33 protein-coding genes are annotated in these 25,519 nt (G+C 38.5%); 18 read left to right on the top strand and 15 right to left on the bottom strand.

Annotated features, from left to right (window positions below; genetic code table 11):
- Position 1: 1 nt before the first annotated feature.
- The 3 genes from QW060_RS06015 to QW060_RS06005 form a co-directional block, all read right to left on the bottom strand.
- A complete protein-coding gene (locus tag QW060_RS06015; RefSeq protein WP_290362742.1) occupies positions 2–2,347 on the bottom strand; it encodes a DEAD/DEAH box helicase family protein in 2,346 nt (781 codons plus the stop codon).
- Positions 2,314–3,225, bottom strand: coding sequence for a Hachiman antiphage defense system protein HamA (locus QW060_RS06010; RefSeq protein ID WP_290362741.1), 912 nt, complete (start codon positions 3,223–3,225; stop codon positions 2,314–2,316). Before QW060_RS06010 ends, QW060_RS06015 begins: the two co-directional genes overlap by 34 nt.
- 125 nt (positions 3,226–3,350) lie before the next feature.
- Positions 3,351–4,430: a DUF3800 domain-containing protein gene (locus QW060_RS06005; protein WP_290362740.1), complete on the bottom strand. Its 1,080-nt coding sequence runs from the start codon at positions 4,428–4,430 to the stop codon at positions 3,351–3,353.
- A gap of 274 nt (positions 4,431–4,704) precedes the next feature.
- On the opposite strand from QW060_RS06005, the gene QW060_RS06000 reads away from it, so the two are divergent.
- The 18 genes from QW060_RS06000 to QW060_RS05915 all read left to right on the top strand — a co-directional run bounded on the left by QW060_RS06000 (position 4,705) and on the right by QW060_RS05915 (position 16,781).
- Positions 4,705–4,968: a DUF4134 domain-containing protein gene (locus QW060_RS06000; RefSeq protein WP_123901942.1), complete on the top strand. Its 264-nt coding sequence runs from the start codon at positions 4,705–4,707 to the stop codon at positions 4,966–4,968.
- 11 nt (positions 4,969–4,979) lie between these two features.
- Complete coding sequence (locus tag QW060_RS05995; protein ID WP_290364705.1) at positions 4,980–5,309, top strand: DUF4133 domain-containing protein; 330 nt, start codon at positions 4,980–4,982, stop codon at positions 5,307–5,309.
- Positions 5,306–7,807, top strand: coding sequence for a TraG family conjugative transposon ATPase (locus tag QW060_RS05990; RefSeq protein WP_290362739.1), 2,502 nt, complete (start codon positions 5,306–5,308; stop codon positions 7,805–7,807). The genes QW060_RS05995 and QW060_RS05990 overlap by 4 nt, the downstream gene beginning before the upstream one ends.
- A 24-nt stretch (positions 7,808–7,831) precedes the next feature.
- Positions 7,832–8,464, top strand: coding sequence for a DUF4141 domain-containing protein (locus QW060_RS05985; protein WP_290362738.1), 633 nt, complete (start codon positions 7,832–7,834; stop codon positions 8,462–8,464).
- A gap of 3 nt (positions 8,465–8,467) precedes the next feature.
- The gene (traJ, locus tag QW060_RS05980) at positions 8,468–9,463 is read left to right on the top strand and encodes a conjugative transposon protein TraJ (RefSeq protein ID WP_290362737.1); all 996 of its coding nucleotides are present in this window, start codon (positions 8,468–8,470) and stop codon (positions 9,461–9,463) included.
- 20 nt (positions 9,464–9,483) lie between these two features.
- A complete protein-coding gene (traK, locus tag QW060_RS05975) occupies positions 9,484–10,107 on the top strand; it encodes a conjugative transposon protein TraK (protein WP_290362736.1) in 624 nt (207 codons plus the stop codon).
- Positions 10,108–10,118: 11 nt separating this feature from the next.
- Positions 10,119–10,550 (top strand): hypothetical protein, encoded by a 432-nt coding sequence (locus QW060_RS05970; protein ID WP_290362735.1) that lies wholly within the window; start codon positions 10,119–10,121, stop codon positions 10,548–10,550.
- A 20-nt stretch (positions 10,551–10,570) separates the two neighbouring features.
- Complete coding sequence (locus tag QW060_RS05965) at positions 10,571–10,858, top strand: nitrogen regulatory IIA protein (protein WP_290362734.1); 288 nt, start codon at positions 10,571–10,573, stop codon at positions 10,856–10,858.
- Complete coding sequence (gene traM / locus QW060_RS05960; protein ID WP_290362733.1) at positions 10,845–12,197, top strand: conjugative transposon protein TraM; 1,353 nt, start codon at positions 10,845–10,847, stop codon at positions 12,195–12,197. The genes QW060_RS05965 and traM overlap by 14 nt, the downstream gene beginning before the upstream one ends.
- Positions 12,198–12,220: 23 nt before the next feature.
- On the top strand, positions 12,221–13,123 hold the full coding sequence (gene traN, locus QW060_RS05955) for a conjugative transposon protein TraN (RefSeq protein ID WP_290362732.1): 903 nt from the start codon (positions 12,221–12,223) through the stop codon (positions 13,121–13,123).
- Positions 13,124–13,144: 21 nt separating this feature from the next.
- Positions 13,145–13,705, top strand: a complete 561-nt coding sequence (locus QW060_RS05950) for a conjugal transfer protein TraO (RefSeq protein ID WP_290362731.1) — start codon at positions 13,145–13,147, stop codon at positions 13,703–13,705.
- Positions 13,706–13,716: 11 nt separating this feature from the next.
- Positions 13,717–14,166 (top strand): DUF3872 domain-containing protein, encoded by a 450-nt coding sequence (locus tag QW060_RS05945; protein WP_290362730.1) that lies wholly within the window; start codon positions 13,717–13,719, stop codon positions 14,164–14,166.
- A gap of 149 nt (positions 14,167–14,315) precedes the next feature.
- Entirely contained in the window at positions 14,316–14,543 is a 228-nt protein-coding gene (locus QW060_RS05940; RefSeq protein ID WP_450091472.1) for a molybdenum ABC transporter permease, read from the top strand.
- A 26-nt stretch (positions 14,544–14,569) separates the two neighbouring features.
- Positions 14,570–15,370 (top strand): TIGR02391 family protein, encoded by an 801-nt coding sequence (locus QW060_RS05935; RefSeq protein WP_290362728.1) that lies wholly within the window; start codon positions 14,570–14,572, stop codon positions 15,368–15,370.
- Between the two features lie 59 nt (positions 15,371–15,429).
- Positions 15,430–15,576, top strand: a complete 147-nt coding sequence (locus QW060_RS05930) for a hypothetical protein (RefSeq protein ID WP_290362727.1) — start codon at positions 15,430–15,432, stop codon at positions 15,574–15,576.
- On the top strand, positions 15,527–15,838 hold the full coding sequence (locus QW060_RS05925; RefSeq protein WP_290362726.1) for a helix-turn-helix domain-containing protein: 312 nt from the start codon (positions 15,527–15,529) through the stop codon (positions 15,836–15,838). Before QW060_RS05930 ends, QW060_RS05925 begins: the two co-directional genes overlap by 50 nt.
- Positions 15,819–16,118 carry a helix-turn-helix domain-containing protein gene (locus tag QW060_RS05920; RefSeq protein ID WP_290362725.1) on the top strand — a complete coding sequence of 100 codons (300 nt, stop codon included), beginning with the start codon at positions 15,819–15,821 and terminating at the stop codon, positions 16,116–16,118. Before QW060_RS05925 ends, QW060_RS05920 begins: the two co-directional genes overlap by 20 nt.
- Before the next feature lie 276 nt (positions 16,119–16,394).
- A complete protein-coding gene (locus tag QW060_RS05915) occupies positions 16,395–16,781 on the top strand; it encodes a DNA-binding response regulator (protein ID WP_290362724.1) in 387 nt (128 codons plus the stop codon).
- Between the two features lie 13 nt (positions 16,782–16,794).
- Here the strand turns inward: QW060_RS05915 and QW060_RS05910 are convergent, their stop codons facing one another.
- The 12 genes from QW060_RS05910 to QW060_RS05855 all read right to left on the bottom strand — a co-directional run bounded on the left by QW060_RS05910 (position 16,795) and on the right by QW060_RS05855 (position 25,427).
- Complete coding sequence (locus QW060_RS05910) at positions 16,795–18,183, bottom strand: hypothetical protein (protein WP_290362723.1); 1,389 nt, start codon at positions 18,181–18,183, stop codon at positions 16,795–16,797.
- 70 nt (positions 18,184–18,253) lie between these two features.
- Positions 18,254–18,691 (bottom strand): hypothetical protein, encoded by a 438-nt coding sequence (locus tag QW060_RS05905; protein WP_290362722.1) that lies wholly within the window; start codon positions 18,689–18,691, stop codon positions 18,254–18,256.
- A gap of 529 nt (positions 18,692–19,220) precedes the next feature.
- A complete protein-coding gene (locus QW060_RS05900; protein WP_290362721.1) occupies positions 19,221–20,030 on the bottom strand; it encodes a PRTRC system ThiF family protein in 810 nt (269 codons plus the stop codon).
- Positions 20,027–20,740: a PRTRC system protein B gene (locus tag QW060_RS05895; RefSeq protein ID WP_290362720.1), complete on the bottom strand. Its 714-nt coding sequence runs from the start codon at positions 20,738–20,740 to the stop codon at positions 20,027–20,029. The genes QW060_RS05900 and QW060_RS05895 overlap by 4 nt, the downstream gene beginning before the upstream one ends.
- 9 nt (positions 20,741–20,749) lie before the next feature.
- Entirely contained in the window at positions 20,750–21,904 is a 1,155-nt protein-coding gene (locus QW060_RS05890) for an alpha/beta hydrolase family protein (RefSeq protein ID WP_290362719.1), read from the bottom strand.
- A 17-nt stretch (positions 21,905–21,921) separates the two neighbouring features.
- Complete coding sequence (locus QW060_RS05885; RefSeq protein WP_038330829.1) at positions 21,922–22,140, bottom strand: PRTRC system protein C; 219 nt, start codon at positions 22,138–22,140, stop codon at positions 21,922–21,924.
- Positions 22,141–22,166: 26 nt separating this feature from the next.
- Complete coding sequence (locus tag QW060_RS05880) at positions 22,167–22,769, bottom strand: PRTRC system protein E (protein ID WP_290362718.1); 603 nt, start codon at positions 22,767–22,769, stop codon at positions 22,167–22,169.
- A 4-nt stretch (positions 22,770–22,773) separates the two neighbouring features.
- Entirely contained in the window at positions 22,774–22,977 is a 204-nt protein-coding gene (locus QW060_RS05875; RefSeq protein WP_290362717.1) for a hypothetical protein, read from the bottom strand.
- Positions 22,974–23,450, bottom strand: coding sequence for a DUF1281 family ferredoxin-like fold protein (locus QW060_RS05870; RefSeq protein WP_290362716.1), 477 nt, complete (start codon positions 23,448–23,450; stop codon positions 22,974–22,976). The genes QW060_RS05875 and QW060_RS05870 overlap by 4 nt, the downstream gene beginning before the upstream one ends.
- Positions 23,431–23,862, bottom strand: a complete 432-nt coding sequence (locus QW060_RS05865) for a hypothetical protein (protein WP_290362715.1) — start codon at positions 23,860–23,862, stop codon at positions 23,431–23,433. Before QW060_RS05865 ends, QW060_RS05870 begins: the two co-directional genes overlap by 20 nt.
- A gap of 53 nt (positions 23,863–23,915) precedes the next feature.
- Positions 23,916–24,989, bottom strand: coding sequence for a DUF932 domain-containing protein (locus QW060_RS05860; protein ID WP_290362714.1), 1,074 nt, complete (start codon positions 24,987–24,989; stop codon positions 23,916–23,918).
- A 45-nt stretch (positions 24,990–25,034) separates the two neighbouring features.
- Entirely contained in the window at positions 25,035–25,427 is a 393-nt protein-coding gene (locus QW060_RS05855) for a single-stranded DNA-binding protein (protein ID WP_290362713.1), read from the bottom strand.
- Positions 25,428–25,519 lie beyond the last annotated feature (92 nt).

The following is a 25,519-nucleotide window of genomic DNA, read 5'->3' as shown; positions in this document are numbered from 1 at the left end:
ACTAATTATTAATAATATTATTTATTCTTTCAAATATTGTCTTTTCATACCCATCGAATGAACCTTGTATTCGGTTGGCTTCATTTTGGTTTTGGGAATCATAATAGTCAATAATTTTTTGTGGTACACCGTAATCACTTGCGATGCGTGCCTCTTCACTGAATGCGTTGTACTCTAACTTGATTAAGAGCACATCGATACCAGTAGCGTCTTCATAAGCAATTCTATCTCTTTGGGAAATGTAAAACTTATACATGAGATTGAACACACCAATATACTTTACCAACTGGTATTTGAAGGTGTTGTATATCAGCGACGAAGTTCTTCTCATTGCACTATTAACCGCATTGGATGAATTGGGATTGGCCTCCCTTCTTAAATTATAATTGTAGACACCATTGAATCCTGTACTTAAATAACTATTGAGTGCTGCAAATAGAATAGAATAATGATTTGGACTATAGTTATCTTTAAAGGTATTTTCTATCATAGCCTTTAAAGTTTCATTTTCAACTACTTCGTAAATTGCGTCCAATATTACCTGAAAGCCATCTTTTTCGAGAGCCATTCGAGGTGCGTTTAATCTTGCTATAAACCTCTTTATCCTTTGATGAAATAATGGTGACAGCCCTGCTATATTATCGTATATCTTAATCTTATCACGCTTGCTTATAACCTTAAATTGTGAAAGAATATAGTCTGGAATGCCTCGCGTTTCCTGCATAGCCCGAATTTCTAACAATCTCTCACGACTGCGATCATCCAAATATTGTTCCGGGGTCATCTCATCATCAATTTCTTTTTTTTCAACATTTAAGTCATAGTTTTTATGGGTAATCTGTTCACCCGTATCGTTTATGACGTTCATAAACTCTTTATCAAGAGAAATCACTCGACCAGTGTAATGTTCCATAAAGCGGCCAGCTCTTCCTGCAATATTTTTGGCATCAAAGGTTAGTAATGGTTTTCCATATCTTCCTCCTCCTTTTTCACTTTTATAAACAATCATATTTTTTGCAGTCGTATTTACACCTTCGGTTATGGTAGTAGTTGAAGTTAATATTCTTACGCCCGATTCTGGATTGTTGAAAAGAGAAATAATCTCCTTTTGAATATATTTAGGTACCATCCCGTGATGAACACCGACGCCTTTCTGTAAAGCTTCTATAACAATCCATTTGGAGTCGAAATTTTGCAAAAGATGGTCAAGAAAAATTTTATAAAATCCGGTATTTAAAGGAGCTCTGTCAAAATCTTTGGCTACTTTCTCAGCATTGCCCTGAGTATTACAATACACAATAGCATTTTCGTTATTGAGTAAAATGCGATCTAGAAGCTCCTGTATTTTTGCTTTTTTTGCAGTTTTTCTGCTAAAATTAAAATCAAGTCCATCAATCGTGATTCGCCCTCTCTCATTTTCTACATCAGTTTTTGTAACTTTTACTATTTCATATTCGTTTCTTAATAATTTTTCAATACCAAAATCACGAAGGAACAAATCGAAAGATGGATTATAGCCGTCGCGAGTCTGGTCAAAGACTTCAATATATGGACCAGCGAGAAAAATATCTATGTCAGTATATTTTGAGAAGCCATAAAATAGGGACATTCTATAGGCAACATCGCGTTCATTTTCTTTTGCTTCATTGTCAATAATGTATCCGTTGTCGATCTTATACACTTCATCTATAAAGATAAAGTCAAGATGAACATCGTGATTCTTGTCCAAAAATGAAAGGAAACGCTCCGGTGTAAAAATAAAAATATTATTTTCCTGAGGGTTTACAGCAAAATCACTTAAGGTTTGAACATTGTATTCATCTGCAAACTTTATAGTTCCATTTTTGATCTTCGCCAAATTTTCTGTCAATAAGGCAATACTCGGAAATATTAAGACAACATTTTTGTAACGCATCTTTTTTATAATTTCATATACAAGATGCGTCTTTCCAAATGACGTAGACGCTGATAGAAAGTAGCGGTTTGTTTTTTCCGAAATAAACAGATCAAGGATTTCCTTCTGATATTGGTGTAATTTTGAATGATCATCCGTGTAGAGTGATGATTCGTATAATAAGGAAGATATTGTACTGAGGCAAATATTATCTTCATCTAAAGCTAGTGACCTATCCTTTTGGAATTTATAAAGAATATCGTAATAGTGCGGAACCCCGACTTTAGAAGAGAGATATAGAAGAAACCTTCGGTCTGCATCATCTATCTCTTCATCTTTTATAAAGTCAAAATATTCACAGACTTCATTTAGTAATAAGTGTTTTGCCGTTATGCCTTCCTGAAAGGAATTTAATGTGGTTACAACGTTAAGGGTTCTTTGCTGTCTATCCATTTGATGATTGTTTCTTTACAGGTTTTTGCACTTTCGATCGGAATTAGAATAAAAAATATTGAAAAATCTATACTAATATTTTTGAATTCAAGGTCTTTGTAATTTTCATTAATATGTTTGATGGCTGTTTCTATTGACTCTTGGTAATTACCATTGACATAGTCAAAAGTGATCAGTATAGGATAAACTAATTTAATATTATTGTCGATAAGCTCCTGTTCCAAATTGTCGATGATGCATTTATCCCATTTATCAAGTATCTTATAGAGGGAAGATTCTTTGTCGACAATATTCCCTTTACTTTGAAGGATTGTCGTAAAATTCGTGTTGATGAGATAATCATCTGAAATAGCTTTCTGAATATTATCAAACACTTTATTAATTGCGGCTTTACCGTCTTGATAGAATTTAGTTTCTCCAAACCATAATTGTATTTCATCCTCAGTTTGAATTAAGTGGAAGCAATCATACCCGGTCACCTCCGATTTCTTCTGTATGTCATAAAAGTAGCCACGCGATACAAGTGTTTCATTTCCGTAGTATACTTTCAATATTGCGTAAAGCAAGGACTCTCCGTAAATCCCTAATTTCAGTTTTGCCAAGTCATCCGCAGAATAATTATATTTAAATTTTGCGTTAAATGCATTTATAAACATCTTTTGATGATCACCGTCCAACAACTGAAATTCATCATAAGCGTAATACAAGATGCTTTCATAGATGATACGAGATAAACTTCCCATATCTTCAGCTTTATAACAATCATCGAAAAGGTCAATATGAGTAACACAAGATTTGCTTATCAAAAGCTTATCATCTGGTAGATTGTATTCTAATAATACAGTCTTTTTTATAAGATCTATTAGGGATGGTTTCATTAATAAGAGCGGTTTGATAAATCAGGTCCATAAGTAACTATAAATCTGACTAATTTAATTTATTTTTTGTGTTTATAAGCAGAATTCAATTAAAATGTTAGATTGACTTTAAAATGATTTTGCACTTAGGCAAGATATTTACTAATGATATCAAATTTCATAACTTCCTCATGACTATCAGTCGCGTGCAGAAATGCAGGATTTTTCTGGTCTGATTTATTAATAATATCAACAAATAACTTTAGATTTTCCAACTGTAATTCCGAGAATGAGTCAATATCTGCTTTAATTTCTTCTACAGTGTGTGTATTCCTGTAATTGGTATACTTACCCATAAAGCCAACGAAAATATCAGAAAGTTGTGTCAATTGGCTATCCTGTGAATCAACAAAAGAATAGTTTTTAAATTCGACTCCCTTATCTAGCATTCTGTAACCGTTCAAAGCTTCCCTGATGGAATCCTCATTATCGAATATATGAGTTGAATTCTTGAAAGTGTAGATTGGTCTAAGATAAAAATGTGTCAGATCTGCCAACAGAACATAATCTTGTTCTTGCATCACAAAAGCTAGCTCACCCTTCTTTTTAGACTCTTTCAATATCTGCCGTAAAGATTCCAGTCCAAAATGAAATTCTGGGATAGGTAGATATTCCTCAAAAAGATTACTCAATGCCTCTATGAAATCACCAATTTTTTCAGGTTTAACATTAGGATATTCGAAAGCATAAAAAAGTTGAATGACGGCATCTATTTCAAGACGACAAAGTTTATAAAGGTCATTCTTTAACCGATTATCAAATCCAGGTCCTAATTGCATAGCCGTGTCCGAATTCATTATAGCAGAGTCAACGATATCAACTACAGACCAATAAAGAATATTTAAGCTCGAATAATGTACATAAAGATCGCTATCCTTTAAAAAGCGAAAGAAGAGATTTAGCTTTTGGGATTTGAGGCAATCAAGGAAATCTCCGAATGCGATATGTTTGAATTTAACTTCCTTGGCTGTTTTCTGCAAATTAAAACTATCAATCAATGGCTGTACATCTGGTACTACTCCCTGATGTAGAAGTCCTCCCAATACGAAATTTGCAGTAAATGTATAATTGAAATCATTTTCTCTTACATAGAATGTTTTGACATTATTAGTCTCATCATAATAGAATGTATATGGTGTTGTAAAATCAACCCTTGGATTCAGCAATCGGGCTAATTGGTTAGCAGTCTCAATTTCGGCTATTTCAAAATCAATCATGGTATTAGTTTATTAAAATTAATATGTGACTAAGTTATAAAAAACACGGCTAATAATGCCACTCAACGCCAAACACTTCCTCTGACTGCCACTTTACGGTAACGCCTCAATTTCCATAAGACATTTGTCCCGAAAGCCCGCAAGGTGTGGGATAACAAAAACAAATTAATGTGTTTCAATTATGGAAAAACAAAGAAAAAAAGTTTTGCTGGCAACCGTAGCGATGTTGTCAGGAATTGGTGCTTTCGCACAGGGAAACGGCTCGGCAGGTATCAACGAAGCTACCCAAATGGTAACAAGTTATTTCGACCCCGCAACCCAGTTAATCTACGCTATCGGTGCGGTAGTTGGGCTCATCGGAGGCGTTAAAGTGTACAACAAGTTCAGTAGTGGAGATCCTGACACAAGCAAGACGGCAGCTTCGTGGTTCGGTGCGTGTATCTTCCTGATTGTAGCGGCTACCATTCTGCGTTCATTCTTCCTTTAATCCCTTGCCTTATGAATTACAATATCAACAAGGGCATCGGAAGAACGGTGGAATTTAAGGGGTTGAAAGCACAGTACCTGTTCATCTTCGCAGGTGGATTGCTCGGCACTTTAATTTTCGTGATGATAATGTATATGGCAGGTGTAAATTCTTACATCTGTCTACTGCTCGGAACCGGAGGTGCTTCACTTATCATCTGGCAGACCTTTTCACTGAATAGGAAATATGGCGAACACGGACTGATGAAGTTGGGAGCCATAAAAAGGCATCCCCGTTATATCATCTGCCGCAAGCCTGTACACAGGTATTTAAAATTCACTCCTAAACTCAAAACCTTATGAGAAATGTAGCTAAGACAGCCACATTGGAAAACAAATTTCCTTTGCTGGCAGTAGAGAACAACTGCATTCTTTCTAAAGATGCAGACATTACCGCCTGTTTTGAAGTACGGTTGCCGGAACTGTTTACCGTTTCATCGGCAGAATACGAAGCTATCCATTCCGCTTGGCACAAGGCAATCAAAACCTTGCCAGACTTTACCGTCATTCACAAACAGGATTGGTACATCAAAGAAAACTACGCTCCGGATTTGGCACAGGAAGATCAGAGCTTTCTGTCGAAATCCTATCAACGCCATTTCAACGAAAGACCATTTCTGAACCACTATTGTTATCTGTTTCTAACCAAGACTACCAAGAACAGAATGCGTATGCAAAGTAACTTCAGTTCGCTTTGTAAGGGTACGCTTATTCCAAAAGAAATCAATAAAGAAACGATACACCGATTTATGGAAGCGGTGGCTCAGTTTGAGCGAATTGTTAATGATAGCGGATTTATAAGCCTACGACGTTTGACCGAAGACGACATCATCGGTACGGACGAAACACAGGGATTGCTGGAGCAATACCTAACTCTATCAAGAGAAAACAGAACGGCAATGCAAGACATAGCACTCAGTGCTGAAGAAGTCCGTATAGGAAATAAAAGGTTATCTCTGCACACCTTGTCAGATACGGACGACCTGCCTGCAACCGTTTCGGCAGATACCCGCTTTGAAAAGTTATCTACCGACCGAAGCGACTGTCGTTTATCGTTCGCTGCTCCTGTGGGGTTGTTGTTAAGCTGTAACCATATCTACAACCAATACCTGTTTTTAGATAATAGCGACGACAACCTGCAAAAGTTTGAAAAATCTGCCCGCAACATGCATTCTTTGGCTCGTTACAGCCGTGCCAACCAAATCAACAAAGAGTGGATTGAAAAGTACCTGAACGAAGCCCATTCATTCGGGCTTTCTTCAGTTCGTTCACACTTCAATATAATGGCGTGGTCGGAAGATCCGGCTGAACTCAAACAGCTAAAGAACGATTGCGGAAGTGCATTAGCATTGATGGAATGCAAACCACGCCACAATACAACTGATGTAGCTACCCTGTATTGGGCAGGAATGCCTGGCAATGCTGGTGATTTTCCGAGCGAGGAAAGTTTTTACACTTTCATAGAACCTGCATTGTGCTTCTTTACCGAAGAAACCAACTACCACAATTCGCCTTCTCCATTTGGGATAAAAATGGCTGACAGGCTTACAGGAAAGCCTATCCATTTGGATATTTCGGATTTGCCGATGAAACGAGGGATTATCACTAACCGGAACAAGTTCATACTTGGTCCGTCAGGTTCGGGAAAATCTTTTTTCACTAACCACATGGTTAGGCAATACTACGAGCAAGGTGCTCACGTATTGCTGGTAGATACGGGAAACTCTTATCAGGGGTTGTGCGAATTAATCAAAGGAAAGACCAAAGGCGAAGACGGTGTTTACTTCACTTATACCGAAGATAACCCGATTGCCTTTAATCCATTTTACACCGATGATGGTGTGTTCGACATCGAAAAGCGTGAGAGTATCAAGACTTTAATACTCACGCTTTGGAAACGTGATGATGAACCGCCTACAAGGTCAGAGGAAGTGGCGTTGTCCAATGCGGTTTCAGGTTATATCGACCGTATAAAAAACGAGGGTATTTTCCCATCATTCAATGGCTTTTACGAATATGTAAAAGGAGATTACCGCAAGGTACTCGAAGAAAAACAGGTTCGTGAAAAAGACTTTGATATAGCCAATTTTCTCAACGTTTTAGAACCTTATTACAAAGGTGGCGAGTATGACTATCTGCTGAACTCGGACAAGCAGTTAGACCTGTTATCCAAACGATTTATCGTGTTTGAAATTGATGCGATCAAGGATCACAAAATCCTTTTTCCGATAGTTACCATCATCATTATGGAGGTCTTTATCAACAAGATGCGAAGACTGAAAGGTATCCGAAAGCTCATTTTGATTGAGGAAGCTTGGAAGGCCATTGCAAAAGAAGGAATGGCTGAATACATCAAATATCTTTTTAAAACCGTAAGAAAATTCTTCGGAGAAGCCATTGTCGTAACCCAAGAAGTCGATGATATTATCCAGTCGCCTATTGTAAAAGAGAGTATTATCAACAATTCCGATTGTAAAATCCTCTTAGACCAGCGTAAGTATATGAACAAGTTTGATGATATACAGGCAATGCTGGGGCTTACGGATAAAGAAAAGGCACAGGTACTATCCATCAATATGAACAACGACGCCAGTCGCTTGTACAAGGAAGTTTGGATTGGATTGGGCGGAACACACTCGGCAGTGTACGCAACGGAAGTAAGCCTTGAAGAATATTTGGCTTACACGACAGAAGAAACCGAAAAAATGGAAGTGATGCAACTCGCTTCCGAATTGGACGGTAATGTGGAACTCGCCATTAAGCATATCGCTATGCAAAGGCGTGATGAATTAAATCAATAAGTAATCATTTAAAAATTCAAGACAATGAAAAAAATATTTTTAATGATGCTCACGGCAATACTGTTTGTCGTAGCACCGTCAGCAAAAGCTCAATTTGTCGTGACTGACCCGGCAAATCTGGCTTCAGGTATTCTCAACTCTGCGAACGAAATCGTACAGACTTCATCTACAGTGAGCAATGTGGTAAAGAACTTCAAAGAGGTTGAAAAAGTGTACAAACAAGGCAAGGAATACTATGATAAACTCCAAGCCATCAACAACCTTGTGAAAGATGCCCGTAAGGTGCAACAAACAGTTTTACTGGTGGGCGATGTATCGGAAATGTATGTAACCAATTTCGGTAAGATGATGAACGATCCGAATTTCAAACCAAATGAGTTAGTAGCGATTGGCAACGGGTATTCGGCACTGCTGAATGAAAGTACAGAACTGCTAAAGGAATTGAAGCAAATTATCAGTGCATCAAGTCTTTCACTGAATGACAAAGAGCGTATGGATATTATTGACCGTGTGTACAAAGAAGTAAAAGAATACCACAGCCTTGTACGCTATTACACCAATAAGAACATATCGGTAAGCTACCTGAGAGCAAAGAAGAAAAACGATGCCAAAAGGGTGCTTGATCTGTACGGAACTTCTAACCAAAAATACTGGTAAATCATGGAATGGGATAATCTTCACGAACTTCTGCGTTCGCTCTACGATGATATGATGCCTCTTGCGGGCGATATGGCTGCGGTTGCGAAAGGTTTGGCAGGATTGGGAGCTTTGTTCTATGTAGCATTAAAGGTTTGGCAGGCTTTAAGCCGTGCCGAACCTATTGATGTGTTCCCCTTACTTCGCCCATTTGCCTTAGGACTTTGCATTATGTTTTTCCCAACTATCGTGTTAGGAACCATTAATGCGGTATTAAGTCCTGTTGTAACCGGAACCCATCAAATACTCGAAGACCAGGTACTGGATCTGAACAAGCTACAACAGCAGAAAGACCAATTGGAATATGAAGCAATGGTCAGAAACCCCGAAACAGCCTATATGGTATCGGACGAAGAGTTTGATAAAAAGCTGGAGGAACTGGGTTGGTCGCCATCGGATATTGGAACAATGGCCGGAATGTATATGGACAGGCAAGCCTACAAGATAGAAAAAGCCATCAAAGATTGGTTTCGTAACCTACTCGAAATACTTTTTCAAGCTGCGGCTTTAGTCATTGATACTATCCGAACGTTCTTCCTGATCGTTTTAAGTATTCTCGGTCCAATTGCTTTCGCCATCTCCGTGTGGGACGGCTTTCAATCCACGCTCACGCAATGGCTTACGAGGTATATAAGTGTTTATCTGTGGCTTCCTGTTTCAGATTTGTTCAGTTCGATGCTTGCAAGAATACAGTCCCTCATATTGGAAAAGGATATTGCGATGCTGTCTGACCCCACATTCATACCCGATACCTCCAATACAGTGTATATCATCTTTATGATTATCGGTATCATCGGTTACTTCACTATTCCAACGGTAACAGGTTGGGTAATACAAGCCGGCGGTGCTGGAAACTTTACCCGAAACGTAAACCAAGCGGCTATGAAAACTGGAAATATCGCAGGTGCTGGAGCAGGTTCGGCAGCAGGGAATATCGGTGGCAAATTAATGGGAAAATAAAATAATTAAATCAGTTAAAAATGGAATTTAAAACTTTAAGAAATATAGAAAACAGCTTTAGGCAGATACGTCTGTATGCCATAGTATTTGCGGTTCTCTGTATTGGTGTGGTAGGATATGCCGTATGGAAATCGTACAGTTTTGCCAATGAGCAACGCCAAAAAATCTATGTGCTGGATAACGGTAAATCCTTAATGCTTGCCTTGTCGCAGGATGCGAGCATCAACCGACCTGTGGAAGCACGGGAACACGTCAGACGTTTTCACGAGTTGTTCTTTACCCTTGCTCCAGACAAGAACGCTATCGAGAGCAATATGAGCAGGGCATTCAATCTTGCCGATAAAAGTGCTTTCGATTATTACAAAGACCTATCGGAGAAAGGCTATTACAGCAGGATTATTTCAGGTAACGTACAACAACGTATTGAGGTGGATAGTGTCGTGTGCAACTTCGACACCTATCCTTATTCGGTGCGTACCTATGCGAAGCAGTTTATCATAAGGTCAAGTAATGTAACACGACGTAACCTGGTTACTTCCTGCTATCTCGTAAACTCCGTTCGTTCCGACAACAATCCCCAAGGCTTTAACATCGAAAAATTTGCGGTAGTAGAGAACAAGGATATTGAAGTCATCGAACGCTAAAATGTAAGGATATGGAACAATCACTTGATTTAGACACGTTTGTAAAAACCCTTACGGATAAAGGATATAACGGTTATTTCCAAACGGAGAGTTCTTATGCAGGTAAGCTAAAAGACAGTATCAGCGATTTTTTAGAGGCGTGCAAGAACGGTACAGATAAACCGCTTAATGCAGACAGCTTTTCATTAAGGACTTACATCGAATGGAACGGCGAAGACAAGCCTAAAACCGAATGTTATATGCGAATACGGTACGAAGACAACAAATTCGATGTGCAGAAAATGGATATTGAAAGGACTGACCGTTATGGGTATTCAATGAAAAAATCAGAACTGACAAACCTTACAACAGGATCAGTTGCGACCGCAAAGGAAGCCCTTGCTAAAGTCCTTGACACACCTAAAGAACAACTTGCTCCGAAAAGAAGAGGGTTTAGAATGTGATAACCTCAAATAATCAAAGTATGAAAAAATTAAGGGAAAATATGGACAGGTTTTTTGACAAGCTGGACGACCGTTGGAGGGCTTTACCATTGGCGAAGCAACACCAATATACATTGTACTTCTTTGTTGGTTATCTGCTTCTGACCGTAGGAGTTGTTGCCAAAGTATGGTACGATACAGGCAAGTCAAAAAACGATATGTCGATAGAACATATCGAAAATCCTGTCCTCAAAAAGAACGAAAGTCCTGTAAGGTTACAGGACACATTATCAACAATTTTAAAAAATCAGATTTATGAAAGAAAATGAGAACAAAAAGTCGGTTGTTCGGGTAACGGAGGGGAACCCGAAAGAAACCGCCGATGTACTGCAAAACGGCACGGAGAACAAAACGGAAAAGCTCAAAAAACCTTTGATTTTTGGTTTGATGGGTATTGTTTTCGTTGGCTGTATGTATTTAATTTTCAAACCGTCTGCTGACAAAAAGGAAATCGAAAACATTGGACTGAATGATGCTGTTCCGCAAGCTACCGGAGCAGGAATGCCTGCCGACAAAGGCAAGGCGTATGAGCAGGAAATGCTGGAACGCAAAGAACAGGAGAAACGTAATGCTTTGGCAACGCTTTCGGATTATTGGAACACCGATGATAAGAAAGAACCTGCTAATGAATTTACCGAAGATGATGAAGACGAAAGCACCGGCTATGGAAACGGCGGTAGAAATTCGGGGAGAAACAATAGTTCTGCATTAAACAGTTATCGAAATGCACAAAGCACATTGGGCAATTTTTATCAGGACAACAATTCGGAAACGATGGAACTGCGTAAGCAATTGGATGAACTGAAAGAAAAGTTAGCTGAAAAAGATGTACCAAAAGCAACAACCATTGATGACCAGCTTGCATTAATGGAAAAATCTTATCAGATGGCGGCAAAATATCTTCCGAACAATACAAACACAGGCAATGTGGAACAGCCTGTACCTGCAAATGGTACAGCTTCAGGAGCTGCGGGTGCAAACAAAAAAGAGCATTTTGTTTCTTTTACTGCCGCAAGGAAAAATACCGTATCTGCTTTATATCGTGAGCCGACAGATAGTGAGTTTTTGGAAAATTGGAGTGAAACCCGAAACAGAGGGTTTTATACCGCAGGTACTGCCGAACAAGTTGTACAGCCCAAAAACAGTATCAAAGCCTGTGTACACGATGCACAGACGGTAGTTGGCGAAACGGGTGTACGGTTGCGATTATTGGAACCTGCAAAAACACCAAGCCGTACTATCCCGCAGGGAACAATTGTAACGGCTAATGCCAAGTTTCAAGGTGGGCGTTTACAGCTTAAAATTACCTCGGTTGAACTGGAAGGTAATATCATTCCGGTTGATATCACCATTTATGATCTGGATGGACAGCAAGGACTGTATGTTCCGTATTCTCCTGAAATGAATGCTCTTACCGAAATGGCGGGTAATATGAGCCAACAATCAGGAACAAGCCTGATGCTTACCCAGAATGCAGGACAACAGGTGGCTGCCGATTTAAGCCGTGGCGTGGTGCAGGGAATTTCGGGCTATTTCGCCAAGAAAGTACGTACCCCAAAAGTAACGCTAAAAGCTGGACATCAAGTCTTTCTTGTATCAAAACAATAATGTTAAACTCAATATTTAGACAAATGAAAAATATTTTTAAAACCTTTTGGGCAGTTGCTCTGACCATCGGCTTTGCCGTAACCTCCTTTGCACAGGATAGTGTACCTGTAAAAACACCCCTTGAATTGGGCAAAATTGAACCATATCGTATGGAAGTAACCTACGATAAAACCTCGCACCTGATTTTCCCGACGGCTATCCGTTATGTGGATTTGGGGAGTGAGTACCTGATTGCCGGAAAAGCAGAAGACGCAGAAAACGTATTGCGTGTAAAAGCATCGGTTAGGAATTTTGAAGCCGAAACCAACTTTTCCGTAATTACCAATGATGGTCGTTTTTACTCTTTCAATGTGTATTACAGTGGATATCCCGAAGCGTTGAGTTATGATCTGTTGACGATGCAAAAAGCAGTAGATAAAGCCAACGGAAACGATGTGCTTTTTGAAGAATTAGGAAACAATTCTCCGTCTTTGGCAGGTTTGTTATTGGAAACCATTTACAAGAAAGATAAGCGTATTGTAAAGCACATCGGGGCAAAGAGCTTCGGTATTCAATTTATCCTGAAAGGGATCTACATCCACAACGGTAAGTACTATTTCCACACCGAATTGAGAAATAAAAGTAACGTACCGTTTAACATTGATTTTATCAATTTCAAAGTAGTAGATAAAAAGGTAGCCAAACGTACCGTAGTGCAGGAACGACCAATGATACCGCTTCGTACTTACAAGCCATTGGAGGACGGTATAAACGGACAATCTACCCAGCAAAATGTTTTTCTGTTAGACCAGTTTACCATTGCTGATGACAAGGTTTTGCTGATTGAGATTTTCGAGAAAAACGGTGGACGACACCAAACCCTCCAAGTGGAAAACTCGGACTTAATCAAAGCCCGTGTAATCAATGATATGCACCTGAAATTTTAGTAACCTTTTAAAGCAATTACAATGAAAAAATATATCTACACCGTGATGTTGCTCTTTATGGCCATTACGGTAACACAGGCACAAAGAATGCTGCCCAAACAGAAAGGTTTGGAGATAAGCACAGGCATTTTGTCTGATGATAAAATCGGTAACGATTATTACATCAGTTTGGGTATGACCGTGAACGGTAAAAACGGAAATTATCAGATATGGGCTTTGGAATACACACACCAATACCACAATTATAAAGACCTCCAAATACCGCAGGAAACCTATACGGCAGAAGGTGGTTACAGTTTCTTTTTATTGGGAGATGCCCGTAAGAATATCACACTGAACGCCGGGATAACAGGTGTTGTTGGTTACGAGAACATCAACCGTGGCGAAACGATGCTGTATGATGGTGCAAAAATAATGACTGAAGATAATTTTATTTACGGTGCCGGTGGTCGGCTGACCTTTGAAACGTACCTGTCTGACAGATTTGTATTAGTCCTGCAAGGACGTACAAAAGTGTTATGGGGTACAGATTTGCGACAGTTCCGACCGTCCGCAGGTGTGGGATTAAGGTTTAACTTTTAAAACGTAAAACGATGATAGCAATATTTAATAAATTCAGAATAGGATTTCTGCCTATATATGTAATGATAGTGATCCTGACAGCTTCGGTTTCTTTGGTATCTTGTAGCAAAGATGATGAACTCGAAATACAGAACGATTTTCCTTTTGAGGTCAATGTAATGCCAGTGCCTAAAGACGTTGCTAATGGAAATACCGTTGAGATCCGCATTACCATACAGCGTACCGGAAATTACAGCAACACACAATATTTCCTACGCTACTTCCAATTCGACGGACAAGGCACATTGCAGTATTATAATGAACCTCCGTATGTTCCGAATGATTTATATCCTTTGGCATCGGAACAATTCCGCTTGTATTATACTTCATCTTCTGCGATTTCACAATCCTTTAATGTTTGGATTTCGGATAGTTTTGGGAATGAAAAGCAAGTGAGTTTCCAGTTCAATAGTGTAGATTAAAAGAAAAAGAAATCCTGTCATGCAAAGGCAGGACTTCTTTTTTTAGCTAATGAGTGGTAAAATTATTTTGTAAATTTAAAATGTGAATTTGAATTGCTTTCATTATGATTTCATCATTAGTTATAGGTGTAATATTTTTAGCTTTAGGCTTGGGTTTGCGTTACTGGATCAACCGCCGGAAGTTTTACAGGCGTGGTATGATGGGTGCAGAAGGTTTTTCTTCTTATGAAAAGTCAGTTGCCATCAAATTTATTGAACGACTTGGTAAGTGGATTGCTTATGCCCTGATTATATTTGGATTGCTATCGTTGTGGGTTTACTCTCGTGAAAAAAAAGATAAACAAGATCACGAAATGGAAATACAAAAAACAAACTAGTTAATTTTAAAAAGAAAAGTTGTAGAATGACAAACTCCTTTGATGACATAACCCTAAGAAATATATCTGATATCATATCAAATATATTAACCCATGCCAAAATCACAGAGCATTTAGAAAGTGCTGGTATTTCTCCATCTCAAAATGGCACAAATAAAACTGATAGAATATTTTATGCTTTAAAAGAGAGACAGATACAAGACAGGTGTGGAAATAATGTCTTGGCTTTTGTTGTCAGGCTACTAAATCCTAAAAGATATAATTCAGAAGATGAATTTGAAAAGGATAGAACAACCATCAACGAAAAGCTTGTTTACGAAGGGATAGAAATTGATAAAAGTGGACAACCAAGGCAAGTTGATAAAGCAAAAACCATTTCGGAAGCTAAAAGGAGATCACTTAAAATAAAAGAAAAAGTACATGGCATCGGTGTGCACTCAGAAATATTGCCATATTGTGAAGCTGAATGGTTAAAAGAAAATTATTTTCACGCCATACTAGAAATCACGAAAAGTGTAGCAGAAAGACTAAGGCAAAAAAGTGGTTATACAACAGACGGAGCAGATTTAGTTGATGATTGTTTTGCATTGGGAAAAGACAAAAGACCTATGCTCGCTTTTAATACCTTGATTAATCAAAGTGAGGAAAGTGAACATAAAGGCTTTGGGAACTTCTGCAAAGGTTTTTTTTCCATGTATAGAAATCCAAAAGCTCATAATCCTAAAATATTAGAGGATACCCAACTCTCACAAATGACAGAAGTTTTGGTTTTAGCAACAATAATTCACAACAAACTTGATAACACTTTTAGAACAGGATTTAAGTAATAAACAAAATCGGAGAGCTTAAATAACTATCCGATTTTTTTATTTAAGACAAAAGTAAAGTGCCAAATACTGCCTTTCAAAGCCAACGGGAGCAACCTTTCCCAACCCTGCAAAAAGCCTTAATATCTTCGACTTCCACAGCAAAATTGAGCAACTATGGAAGTGATCGCAATACAAAAATCCGCACTGGACGGAATGAAAAATGAGCTAAAGGCACTTTTGGAACTGGCCGAAAATGCCACGAGAAAATATACTCCGATTTTTAAGGAAGAGCAATGGCTCGATAACCAGGAAGTGTGTTTGATGATGAACATTACCAAACGGACTTTACAGACCTATAAGGACAAAGGGCTATTGCCTTATTCCAAATTGAACCGCAAGAATTACTACAAACTTTCAGATGTAAGGGCTTTGCTTGAAGCTGAACAAACCCATAAAACAGATAGCGATGGAATTACTAACGAATGAAGCCGAAGAAATCATTACGCATCAGGAAATGATAACACAACTAAGAAGCCGTATTGAAGAAATACTGAAAAACTATCGCCCCGTGATGAACGGTGAAATCTATCTTTCAGGTGAAGACGTGTGCAAGCTACTACATATAAGCAAACGCACTCTCCAACATTATCGTGATGACAATATTCTGCCTTATGTTCAGATAGGAGGAAAGATAATTTATAAGGAAACGGATTTAATGACTGTCTTAGAACAGAATTACGTGAGTGCCTATTCTAAAAAGCTATAGTCAATTTCATAAAGATTTTGCTGTTCTATCAAAACGACTTTAGTATATTTGCTTAGTAAAATATAGAAAATCTTAAAGTGTTTTTGCTTTAAGTCCCACATTGAAAACTGGTAATTTTTAGACAACGGGACGATAAGGAAGAACGCTCATGCTATAGGCGTGGGCGCTCGCTTATTCGTTGTCGGGTATACCAGTACCTCAATGTGCGGTAAGTTGTAGTTGCCTACGCTTCTTTTTTGTGCAGGCAATCCATTAATTTAATACGCATATACAGTTATGGAAACAGGTAAAGCACAACAAAAAATCACCATTAGTTTTATCAATGAAAAAAGTCCGATTTTGGATTTAATCTGTAATGATTTGACAGCTTTAGGATTTGAAACCATATTCCGATCTGAAACAATCGAAGATGTATTGTTTCAGTTAGCTACTTTTAAAGAACTTCCTAAAGTTTGTATCATCGACCTTGATTTTTACGACAAACACATCCTGTCACAACTTCGACAATTAAGAGCAAAATATCCTACAATAAAACTACTTTCTCATAGCGATATTGACGATGAGAAAATAGGTAAGGATCTTTTGGACATTGGCTTTTCAAGTTGTTTATTGGTTGGTAGCGATGTGGATTATTTTAAAAGAGTTATTTCCAAACTATATTAATAAAATCGAGAATTTACTTCATCGGAAACATTGTTTGCTTACCATTTGTAAAGTATCCAATTTGATGTTTTATTTGTTTCAGATAATTTGCTTGTGCGAAGAGTTCTAATTTGGCGAAATCTAAGTCGAAATAAGGTATACCATCGACCTCCAGATCACTTTCACAAGCGTAAACTTTTCCAATATTCATGCTGGCTTTTATAAGAGAATTATTTAAATTATGAACATTGTGATAGCATCCCATGGTAATATCTGACTGTAAGTTTGCAATCTCTTTTCTGTATTCCTCCAAGGATTTAGATTTTGCAATGGCTCTTTCTAAAGGAGTTACAAAGAAATACTTCATTAAATCCATATCAAAAACCTCAGTGTTGGAATACTTTGTAAATAGAGCTAGATTTTCCTGCACTGCTGATAGATGCAGAATAGATTTATTGCCAATGTTCTTTCCATCAAATTGTGTCGAAGGAAATTTAACACCATTATAGCCATTTATTCTTAAAGCTTCAGTCAATATCTGAGCCGGGATATACTCTTCAATAAAAGTATTGGAATGCGTCCGTTTAAAAGTACAAATCTGAGTAAGAATGAATTTTTTAAAGTCCTTTTTCAGATCATTCAAATTAGGTCTGTATCCAGGATCATCAACTTTAGGGATACCCGCTCCCTGATTAATCAAATTGTTTAAAACTTCATTGATCAGCTTATGTATATGGTTAGTTACATCATATATTTTAAGCTTTTCGAAGCGAGTATCTTCTGTTTGGTTTATAGAGCTTTCAATCAAAGGATCATATCCAAAGGAGGCAATTGCAATATCTTCAGCATTATTGGTTTCACAACGTAATTCATATAATACATCAAGTATTGACGAGCCAACATAGAGTATAGGCTGTCCAGAATAACTAAATCTTTGATTGCCGATTAGGAATCTTTTGTCGAAAGGGATATGATAATAATAAGAATCATTAGTTGTTACATCGCCAGATCTAATAAATCTCCCTTTATAGTATAGTCCTAATTCTCCAGGATTGATTACATCAGTCATTTCATATTTTTCAATGACATCAAAAATGTGCAGTGTTGCCTGATAGTGTTTTCCTCTTATAAAAAGCTGATATGAATACATTAGGTCTTTGAAGATATCTTTGAAAGTATTGATTTCTGAAAGCAATCCTTCGTAAGCTCCATCCATCCAGTCATAAAGACTGGGCTTTGTTGATGAAGTAATTGTTTTGAAACAGTCAACTGTGTGGGATGACTGGATTTTGTTAAATTCATCGAAAAAGATATCAAAATAGTTCTGAAGAGTGTTTTCAAATCTATTTCTTGAACCTGATGATGCAATTTCTTTTAGTTTATATTGGAATGAGTCTGATAAGAACTCGTTTAAATCGTGCATTTGTGGATTGGTATTAATTACTTAAAGAGTTTTAAAAATATTATATTGAATTACTTTTATGAAACAGACTTCAAGATTTCGAGATATTTTTGATTCGGTTCGCTTTTTCGATTACACTATCCAAATCAATATCACTTAGACTAATGCTTTTTATTTGAGTACTACACTTAGACTCAGCAAAATTCAATACATCTGTAGCGACATCGTACAATTTATCGAGCCATGTAAAATTGGCAATCGTATCATAATATAGTGATCCCAAAACATTACTTTCTCTAAATCTTATGTTTGCCTCTAAGGTATATCTTGAAGTGACTTTATATATGTCACCGTTCTCAATAATAGATTGTTCTAATCCTAAAAGCCCTGTTTTATCAATTATCATGTCGGATAATCTTTCCAGATTATGAATCCTTATTTTATTGTAGGTTACTTTTTCATCTTCAGTTGATTCCATAAAGATCAATGCTTTTAGGCTGCATTCAATTGAAAACAGTAAATCAATCATTAATTTACTTCTATTTGATATGTGAGTTTGGAATTCTCTTAGTTTTCGATATCTAAATAGAAACTCCTTGCTATCGGAGATAAAATATTCTGAAATTTCATTTTTTATTTCGTCTGTAATAGTATTCATAAGCATTTTTCTACTGAATCGTAAATTTAGTAAATTAGAACATTGCTATGACAAGAGTAATGCGTATATTATCCGTATATAAATTAATTTATTATTAATCTATAAGGTTAAAGATTTAAAGATAGCTCGTAAGAATAAACAATATATTATCCAATAATAATTAGGCGACGTTCTTTTGCTTCTTTTCTTGGGTCGCTCATGTGGCAAGAAAAGAAGTCCTGTCATAAACAACAAAAGGGATAACGAATATCCCTATCAAACAGATCGCAACCTGTTTGATAAAATGTAGAGAAAGGACGGTGCGTAGTCCTACATTTTGGCAAAGGGGTTGTACCGCTTAGATGCAAAAAGACTGCCCCGACCATCGGAGAGGGAGTGTCTTTTTGCCGCCCGATTTTGGCTATCGGGCGACTGGAATGGACTGTGACCTAAAATCTTTCAGATTGAGGAAAAAACCCCTATTTTCCGTCAATCCATTGCGAAATAAACCCCATAACAAAGAACTGCCCATTTGAGCCAATGACGAATTGATATACAAATCCTGTTTTTCCAATGCTTCAGCTAAACTGCAACTTGGTGTATTGTCTTGCTGTTCGGACTGCTTCAGCAAGTCTCCAAATTCATCTGTCACCATTGGCAGATTAGCTACCGTTTCGTATCTGTCGGAATTAGGTTGTTTAATATCGCCAATGGTTGATAACAATACTTGCCCTGTATATTGGCTGTTTCCATAATCCAACCAGTATTTTGGTTTATGATGGTAATATTTGCCGTTGTCCAATGCTTTCAATATTTCGGCAATACCAAATCTTGCTTTTACACTATCTACACAGGTAATAAAGATAGTAGCCTGTGCGTTTTCGGGAGTTTTGCCCAAACTATCTTTTTCAAACTTCTGCGTTTGTGCTTTCCAGTTTGTACCCGAAAAGCGGTTTGCTCGATTAATAAGAGCAACGGATTTATACAGTCCTACCTCACACTCTGCAAAACGCTGTCTGCCTAAATTTGCTTCGGTAATAACATCATCATCCCAAAGACGAACGGACAATCCTGCGTGTCCTAACGCAATTAAACTGTGGTTCATTTCCATTAAAGCGGTCAAAACCTTTGAGCCTGTACCACCTGCACCGATAAGATTTACCGATATGGGATTGGTGGCATTTATTAAACTATTGTCCGTAAAATGGACTTTTATTTTTTCGTTGTTCATCGCAATATGTCTTTTAAGGTTAGATTACTTTTTGTCAATACTTCCATTGGAAAGGCTTCGCCTGTGGCAATTAAATTCTCCCAAAGGCTTACGCAATTCCCCTTTATCGGGTTATGACCGTGCATTAAATGACTGAAATAGCTGTCAAAGAAAAAGCCTTCCCATTTGTTTATAAATTCTTCCAATGAAGCGGTTTTCTTTATGCGTACATCTACCGTACCCATACATACATTGCCGTCCTCATACACGTTAAAAAAGGGAGCGTTGTACAGCTTTGTTTTTATGGTAGGTCTTCTGCCATTTGTCAAAGCGAAAACGGCTAAACCATTTCGGTTCGCTACCCACAGCATAGGCGGTACATTGGCTTTACCTTTAGGTATGCCCAGACTTTCAATAAAATATAGTTCTCTTTGTGTGGCTTTGGTAAACCAAACCACTTTGTTTCCATTAGGCTCAAAGTATAAAACCGCATTGCTTAATATTCCCTGCGGTTTCAATAAAGGTTCTTTTTCCTCTTTTGCAGTTTTCAAAGCCTTAGCCAAGTGGTTAGCTTCCTTTACGGTCAAAGGGTGTGCATTAATGGGCGTACCATTTTTATCCATATCAAAATGCTCTACATAAGTATCGTTACCCTTTCCAGTAGTCTGATAAAATACCAATGCTGATTTTGGATAGTAAAGCGTTCCGAAATCCTGTGTTATATCGTTCATAGCTTTGTTTTAAAAATTATTCAAAATGTAGGTCAATTCGTTTATCATCGGTAACAAACGGTTTTCAAACTCCAATGTGTTGGCGATTATATCACTTCCGTCAAACCGTTTGATAATAATGGGTTCTTCCATCTGTCCGTATTCCTGTAATTCGTTATTTACGGATTCTACTATGTTATCCAATAGCCAGCCTGTACCATCTGCACAGAAAGAAACATACTTCTCCATTGAGATGATATTTTCCATGTCTTCTTCGTTGGCTTCGCCATTTGGTCGGGCATTGCGGAATACATTTGCATTAGGGTACTGCTGATAAATGGCATAGGCTTCCTGTGCTACTTTATGGCAATCAGCATCAATCTTGTCTTTCGATTTAAAGCGGTTTAAACGGTCTTTAAAGAGCCTTAAATTGGCTTCGTTGTAAATCTTCTGTTCCATACGGTCGCCAATCCATTCTGCGTGCGAAAATTCGCTGAGATAGGCTTCTGTATCTTCTCCGTAATCGTCCTCGGTTACCCAATCTTTGTGCATTTCATACATCCAGTACAGGTAACTGCTTTCCTGTCTGTAATACGGAATGTCGGCAATGTGGTACAGATAACTGCACACCGACAAAAGCAATTGAGCGGTATGTTTTCGCTTTGGGTCTTTCAACCAACGAAATAAGGGTATTACGGGAATGTAATACAGGGTAGCACCCGTATTATACCTTTCCTCACTTGTAAAAAACACTTTCCTACTATCCTGTATCAGTCTGATTTCTTCCCAATCGCTTACTTTAAGTTTTAGCTGTTCTTCGGTGTCTTTTAAAGCCAATGCAATATTGTAGGGATAGCCGTAAGATTGTGTTGATTTCGGAATGATACCGTAATGCTCTGCCATTTGAGAAAGGGAAGTATAAAAATCCCTTTCCATTTTGGCATTATCCCTACAAGCCTGTACGGTTTCTGTTTCGTTCAGTCTTGGGAGAAACGAAGTCCTTAGAAAACCATTGGCAACATGGCTACTGGTACGGACTGCTGTTTGTCCTTTTGGATTTCGTTTGCGTCTTTCGGTCGTTGCATCCAGTTGGCGAACTCGCTTAACTGACGGTGCAATTGCTTTTGCTTGGGTTCTTGGGGCATTTGGAATGTTCCCGATACGGTATGTCGTTGCATAAGTCATTGTTTTACTGTTTTGGTTTAACCTTTTGTTCCCATAGCACTTTCAAAGCGGTACTGTACGGTATCGTCCTTGATTTGTGGTGCTGATACTTTTGCGGTGGTCAAAATGGGGTATGTATTGGAATAAAAATTCATTACCGCCTGTACACTCCATTGCGGTTCGGGGTCGTTGAGTTTGATTTCCTGCCCCTTATCATTCAATATGAAAACTCGTTGTAATTGCGTTGCTAATAACATAACATTTGATTTTTGGGTTAGTACTTCTATTCTTCTTCTCCCGCTTCATCAATGGGGTAATCGTCTGTAACTTCTGCCGATTGTATCGGTTCGGGTGTTGCTTCTTCCGTAGTGCCGAAAAGGCTCGGTGTGGCAAATTTGTCCGATAGTGAAGTTTTGCGTTTGCGTATGGCTTCTGCATAGTCGGGAAAATCGGCAGGGTTCGGCACTTTCATCCACGCTTCACGGAATTTGCCCTCTTTTTCCAGTTCGTCTGCCTTTGCCATAGCTTCTTTATACTTCTTGTCCCTGGCTTCCTTTTCTTTCTTCTCTTTATCGGCTTTTTCCTTTTCCATTGCCGATTGTTTTTTGACTTCCTCCATTTGTTTTAGGAACTTTTCCATATCCACCATCAAACCCGAAACAGTTTGTACTGGTGCTGTTATCTGCTCAAAAAATCCCTCGTCAAATTCCTGTGCGGTAGCGTTGAATGTAAGGGGTGGAATAAGGTTCTTGGCGTTATCTCCGCATTGCTCATTGTTGAGCATAACCGATACGATTAGCTTGGTTTCTGCTCCCTTTGAAATGTTCAGTTGCAACACTCCTGTAAAGTCCAACTGCTGTATCTGATTGAAAAAATTTGTGTTCATCGTTCTAATTTTTTTGTTTGTCCTCTAATCGTTTTTTCTTTGCTGTCAGTTTATTGTACATATCCGTCCAGTAGGCATTCTGTCTTTTGTCGAACTCGGAGAAACTTTCGTCCTCGTGTCTGTAACCAGTGAACCGTTTACTAATCTTTATGGCTTCATCAAGGTCGGTGACTTCGATAGAGCATCCGTTTAAATCCGTTACTTTCATAGCAATGATAGTTTGCGTTCCAAAAGCGTTTCCAGTATTTCGCAATCGCTGTCATAGGTTTCCCCCTCAAAATGGTAACTGTCTGTATCTTCGTCAAATTCGTAGGTTTCCAAATCTTCATCGCTTAAACACACATCGTCCAGTATGCCGTTTTGATAAGTTGCCCTGCCATATACTCCGTTTCCCATTTCTTCATAATCCTGTACAAAATCAACTTGGTAGCGGTCTGCTATACTTCGTAGTATCTCGGAGTTTGGCGACCATTTTGTTTCATACTGAAAATTTCCTTCATCGCCCTCGTTCCAGTAGATATTGAAGAAATACCCACCGTTTGTACAGTCTGCAAAGTCGGGCAATTGCCCTTCTTCGGTTTGTTCTTCCTTATCCTTAAGGATTTGGAAAAGCTGTTGTATCTGTGTGATTGCTTCGGGTTTTCCCTCGAATACAACCGTATTACTGCACCAATTCGCCATTGCTGTTATCATTTAAGGGTACTTCAATCATTTTTTGTTCTCCGAAAAGCAGGTATATAGCCTGTTTTAGTTTGTGGTTGCATTCGGGTGTTTCCGCATATTCTATCAAGCTATTTGAAACAAATATGGCGTTGTAACCGTCAAAAAGTTGGTCGGAGAAAACTCTTGGATTTCGCTGTAACATCACGTTGTACTGTTTCAAAACTCTTTCGGTATTCTCTACAAGATCAAACCAAAAATTGGCTGTGATAAGGGTTTTGTCTGCCCATATACTCCGCATATATTCCTCGTGTGTTCTGAAACGCTCGGTTTCCTGCTGTATAAAAAGGCTTATTTCTTTTAGGTTTTTGGAAAACAGTTTTGCCAGTATATACCCCTTTTCCACGTTGTTCATTTCTTCTAATGCTTTCATTGTAATGTTTTATTAAGGCTACCACCGTTTGTAAGGCGGTAGCCTGTGGTTAATTAATTGAGTTGGAAAACCTCTGCACCGACTTTCTGAAAAGAGGTACATAATTCAAATGCTTTCTGTGATTTGAGTTGAGCAGTACCGCCCATTACAATACTCTGTAACTTCGCTTCGTTGTCTTTGTAGCTTCTTACGTTCTGATAGTAGCCTGTAACCGCATTGTATGCCCCGAACAACGTGCCTTTGGTGGTGTCCATTTGTTGGGTATCGCTTATCATTGCATAGGCAAAAGCATCTTCAACCACGTTTTTGAATACGGTTGAAACTTCATCTTCCGCACCTTTTTTCAACAGTTCCAATGTTTCCTTATTGGGGCAAAGTGCCAGTTGGATTAGCTTTTTAACCTCTTGGTCTGAAACTTTAACTTTTGTCCACTCATTGAAAATCCCCTCTAACTGGTCGCTGAACTGGTTAGCCAGTCCCATTACTTTATGGGCATTGTCCAAACGTTGTTTTGCTCCTGCAGTGTGCTTGATGCGTACCACATTGCTCATATTGCGTAAAGAAGCGTTTAAGGTGTTTTGGCAAACGATACGGATAGGTGTAAAAGCGGCTGTAATGCTTCCGCTACCGTCATGCGAAGTCGTAAGGAAGATGTATTTTTCTGTCACATCATCGCCATTACCCACACGGATATAACTCGGCAATTTGGCTGTAATGAAGATGCGTTCACCGTTGCCCAAAGCTCCTGCGGTTTCGTATAAAATGCCGTCCGTACCGCCTACAATACTGTCAAAGAATGAAAAAGCATCCCTGTTTTGTACGATATGGTAGTCTTTACCCACCACGCCCAATACGGCATTGTTATCGGTGCGTATGTTGGCGAAATAGTTAGGCACTTCCAGTTCGCTACTGCCTATCTCTATACCGTTAGTGGTTTCGATAATGCCCGAACCTTTTGTAAAGAGTGGAGATTTTACCACTTCATAATCTAACCCTGCGTGTCTGATTGCTTGCTCGCTTGTTGGGTAATCCTGTACGATTTGCCCCAAACCGTGCCACGCTTTTTCCTTTACGCTAAAAAATGAGTAACGTCCTGTTTTGCTGTTGAAATTGATATTATGTGCCATGCTGTTGAAATTTTAAAAGTTTGAAAAATGAATATTTGATTGTTGTTAAAATGGTAGGTCGTCTTCGGTCTGTTCCGCTGTAACCTTGCCTTTGTTGTTATTGTCAGTAGCCTGTACGGTTTCTGCTTTCCTGCTACCTCCGTGCAGTTTGATTTGTGAGGTATGGAAATTCAGTCCTGCTCTTGGCTCTCTGTCATTACCTGTCCACGCTCTTGTACTTACCCTGCCTGTCAGTTCTACCAGTGTGCCTTTTGTGAGTAGTCTGGCTACGTTGGGAGTTATCCAGTACGAGCAGTCGAAATAGGTTGTTTGCTCTATGCGTTCGCCCTGCTTGTTTTTGTAGCTGTCGTTTGTTGCTACTGAAAAGTTTACTACTTGTTTGTCCTGTGACGTTGTGCGTACTTCCGCATCCCTTGTCAGTCTTCCTGTGATGTTCATGATTTTCGATTTTTACGTTGTTAAATTCCTGTTTGATTTTTTTTGATTTGATTTATTCGGCAATGAGAGGAGGTGCTTGTTTTCGTTTCACT

It is taken from the genome of Paenimyroides ceti (assembly GCF_030409925.1).
The sequence above is the reverse complement of the archived record's forward strand: the minus strand, read 5'-3'. Positions and strand labels throughout refer to the sequence as shown.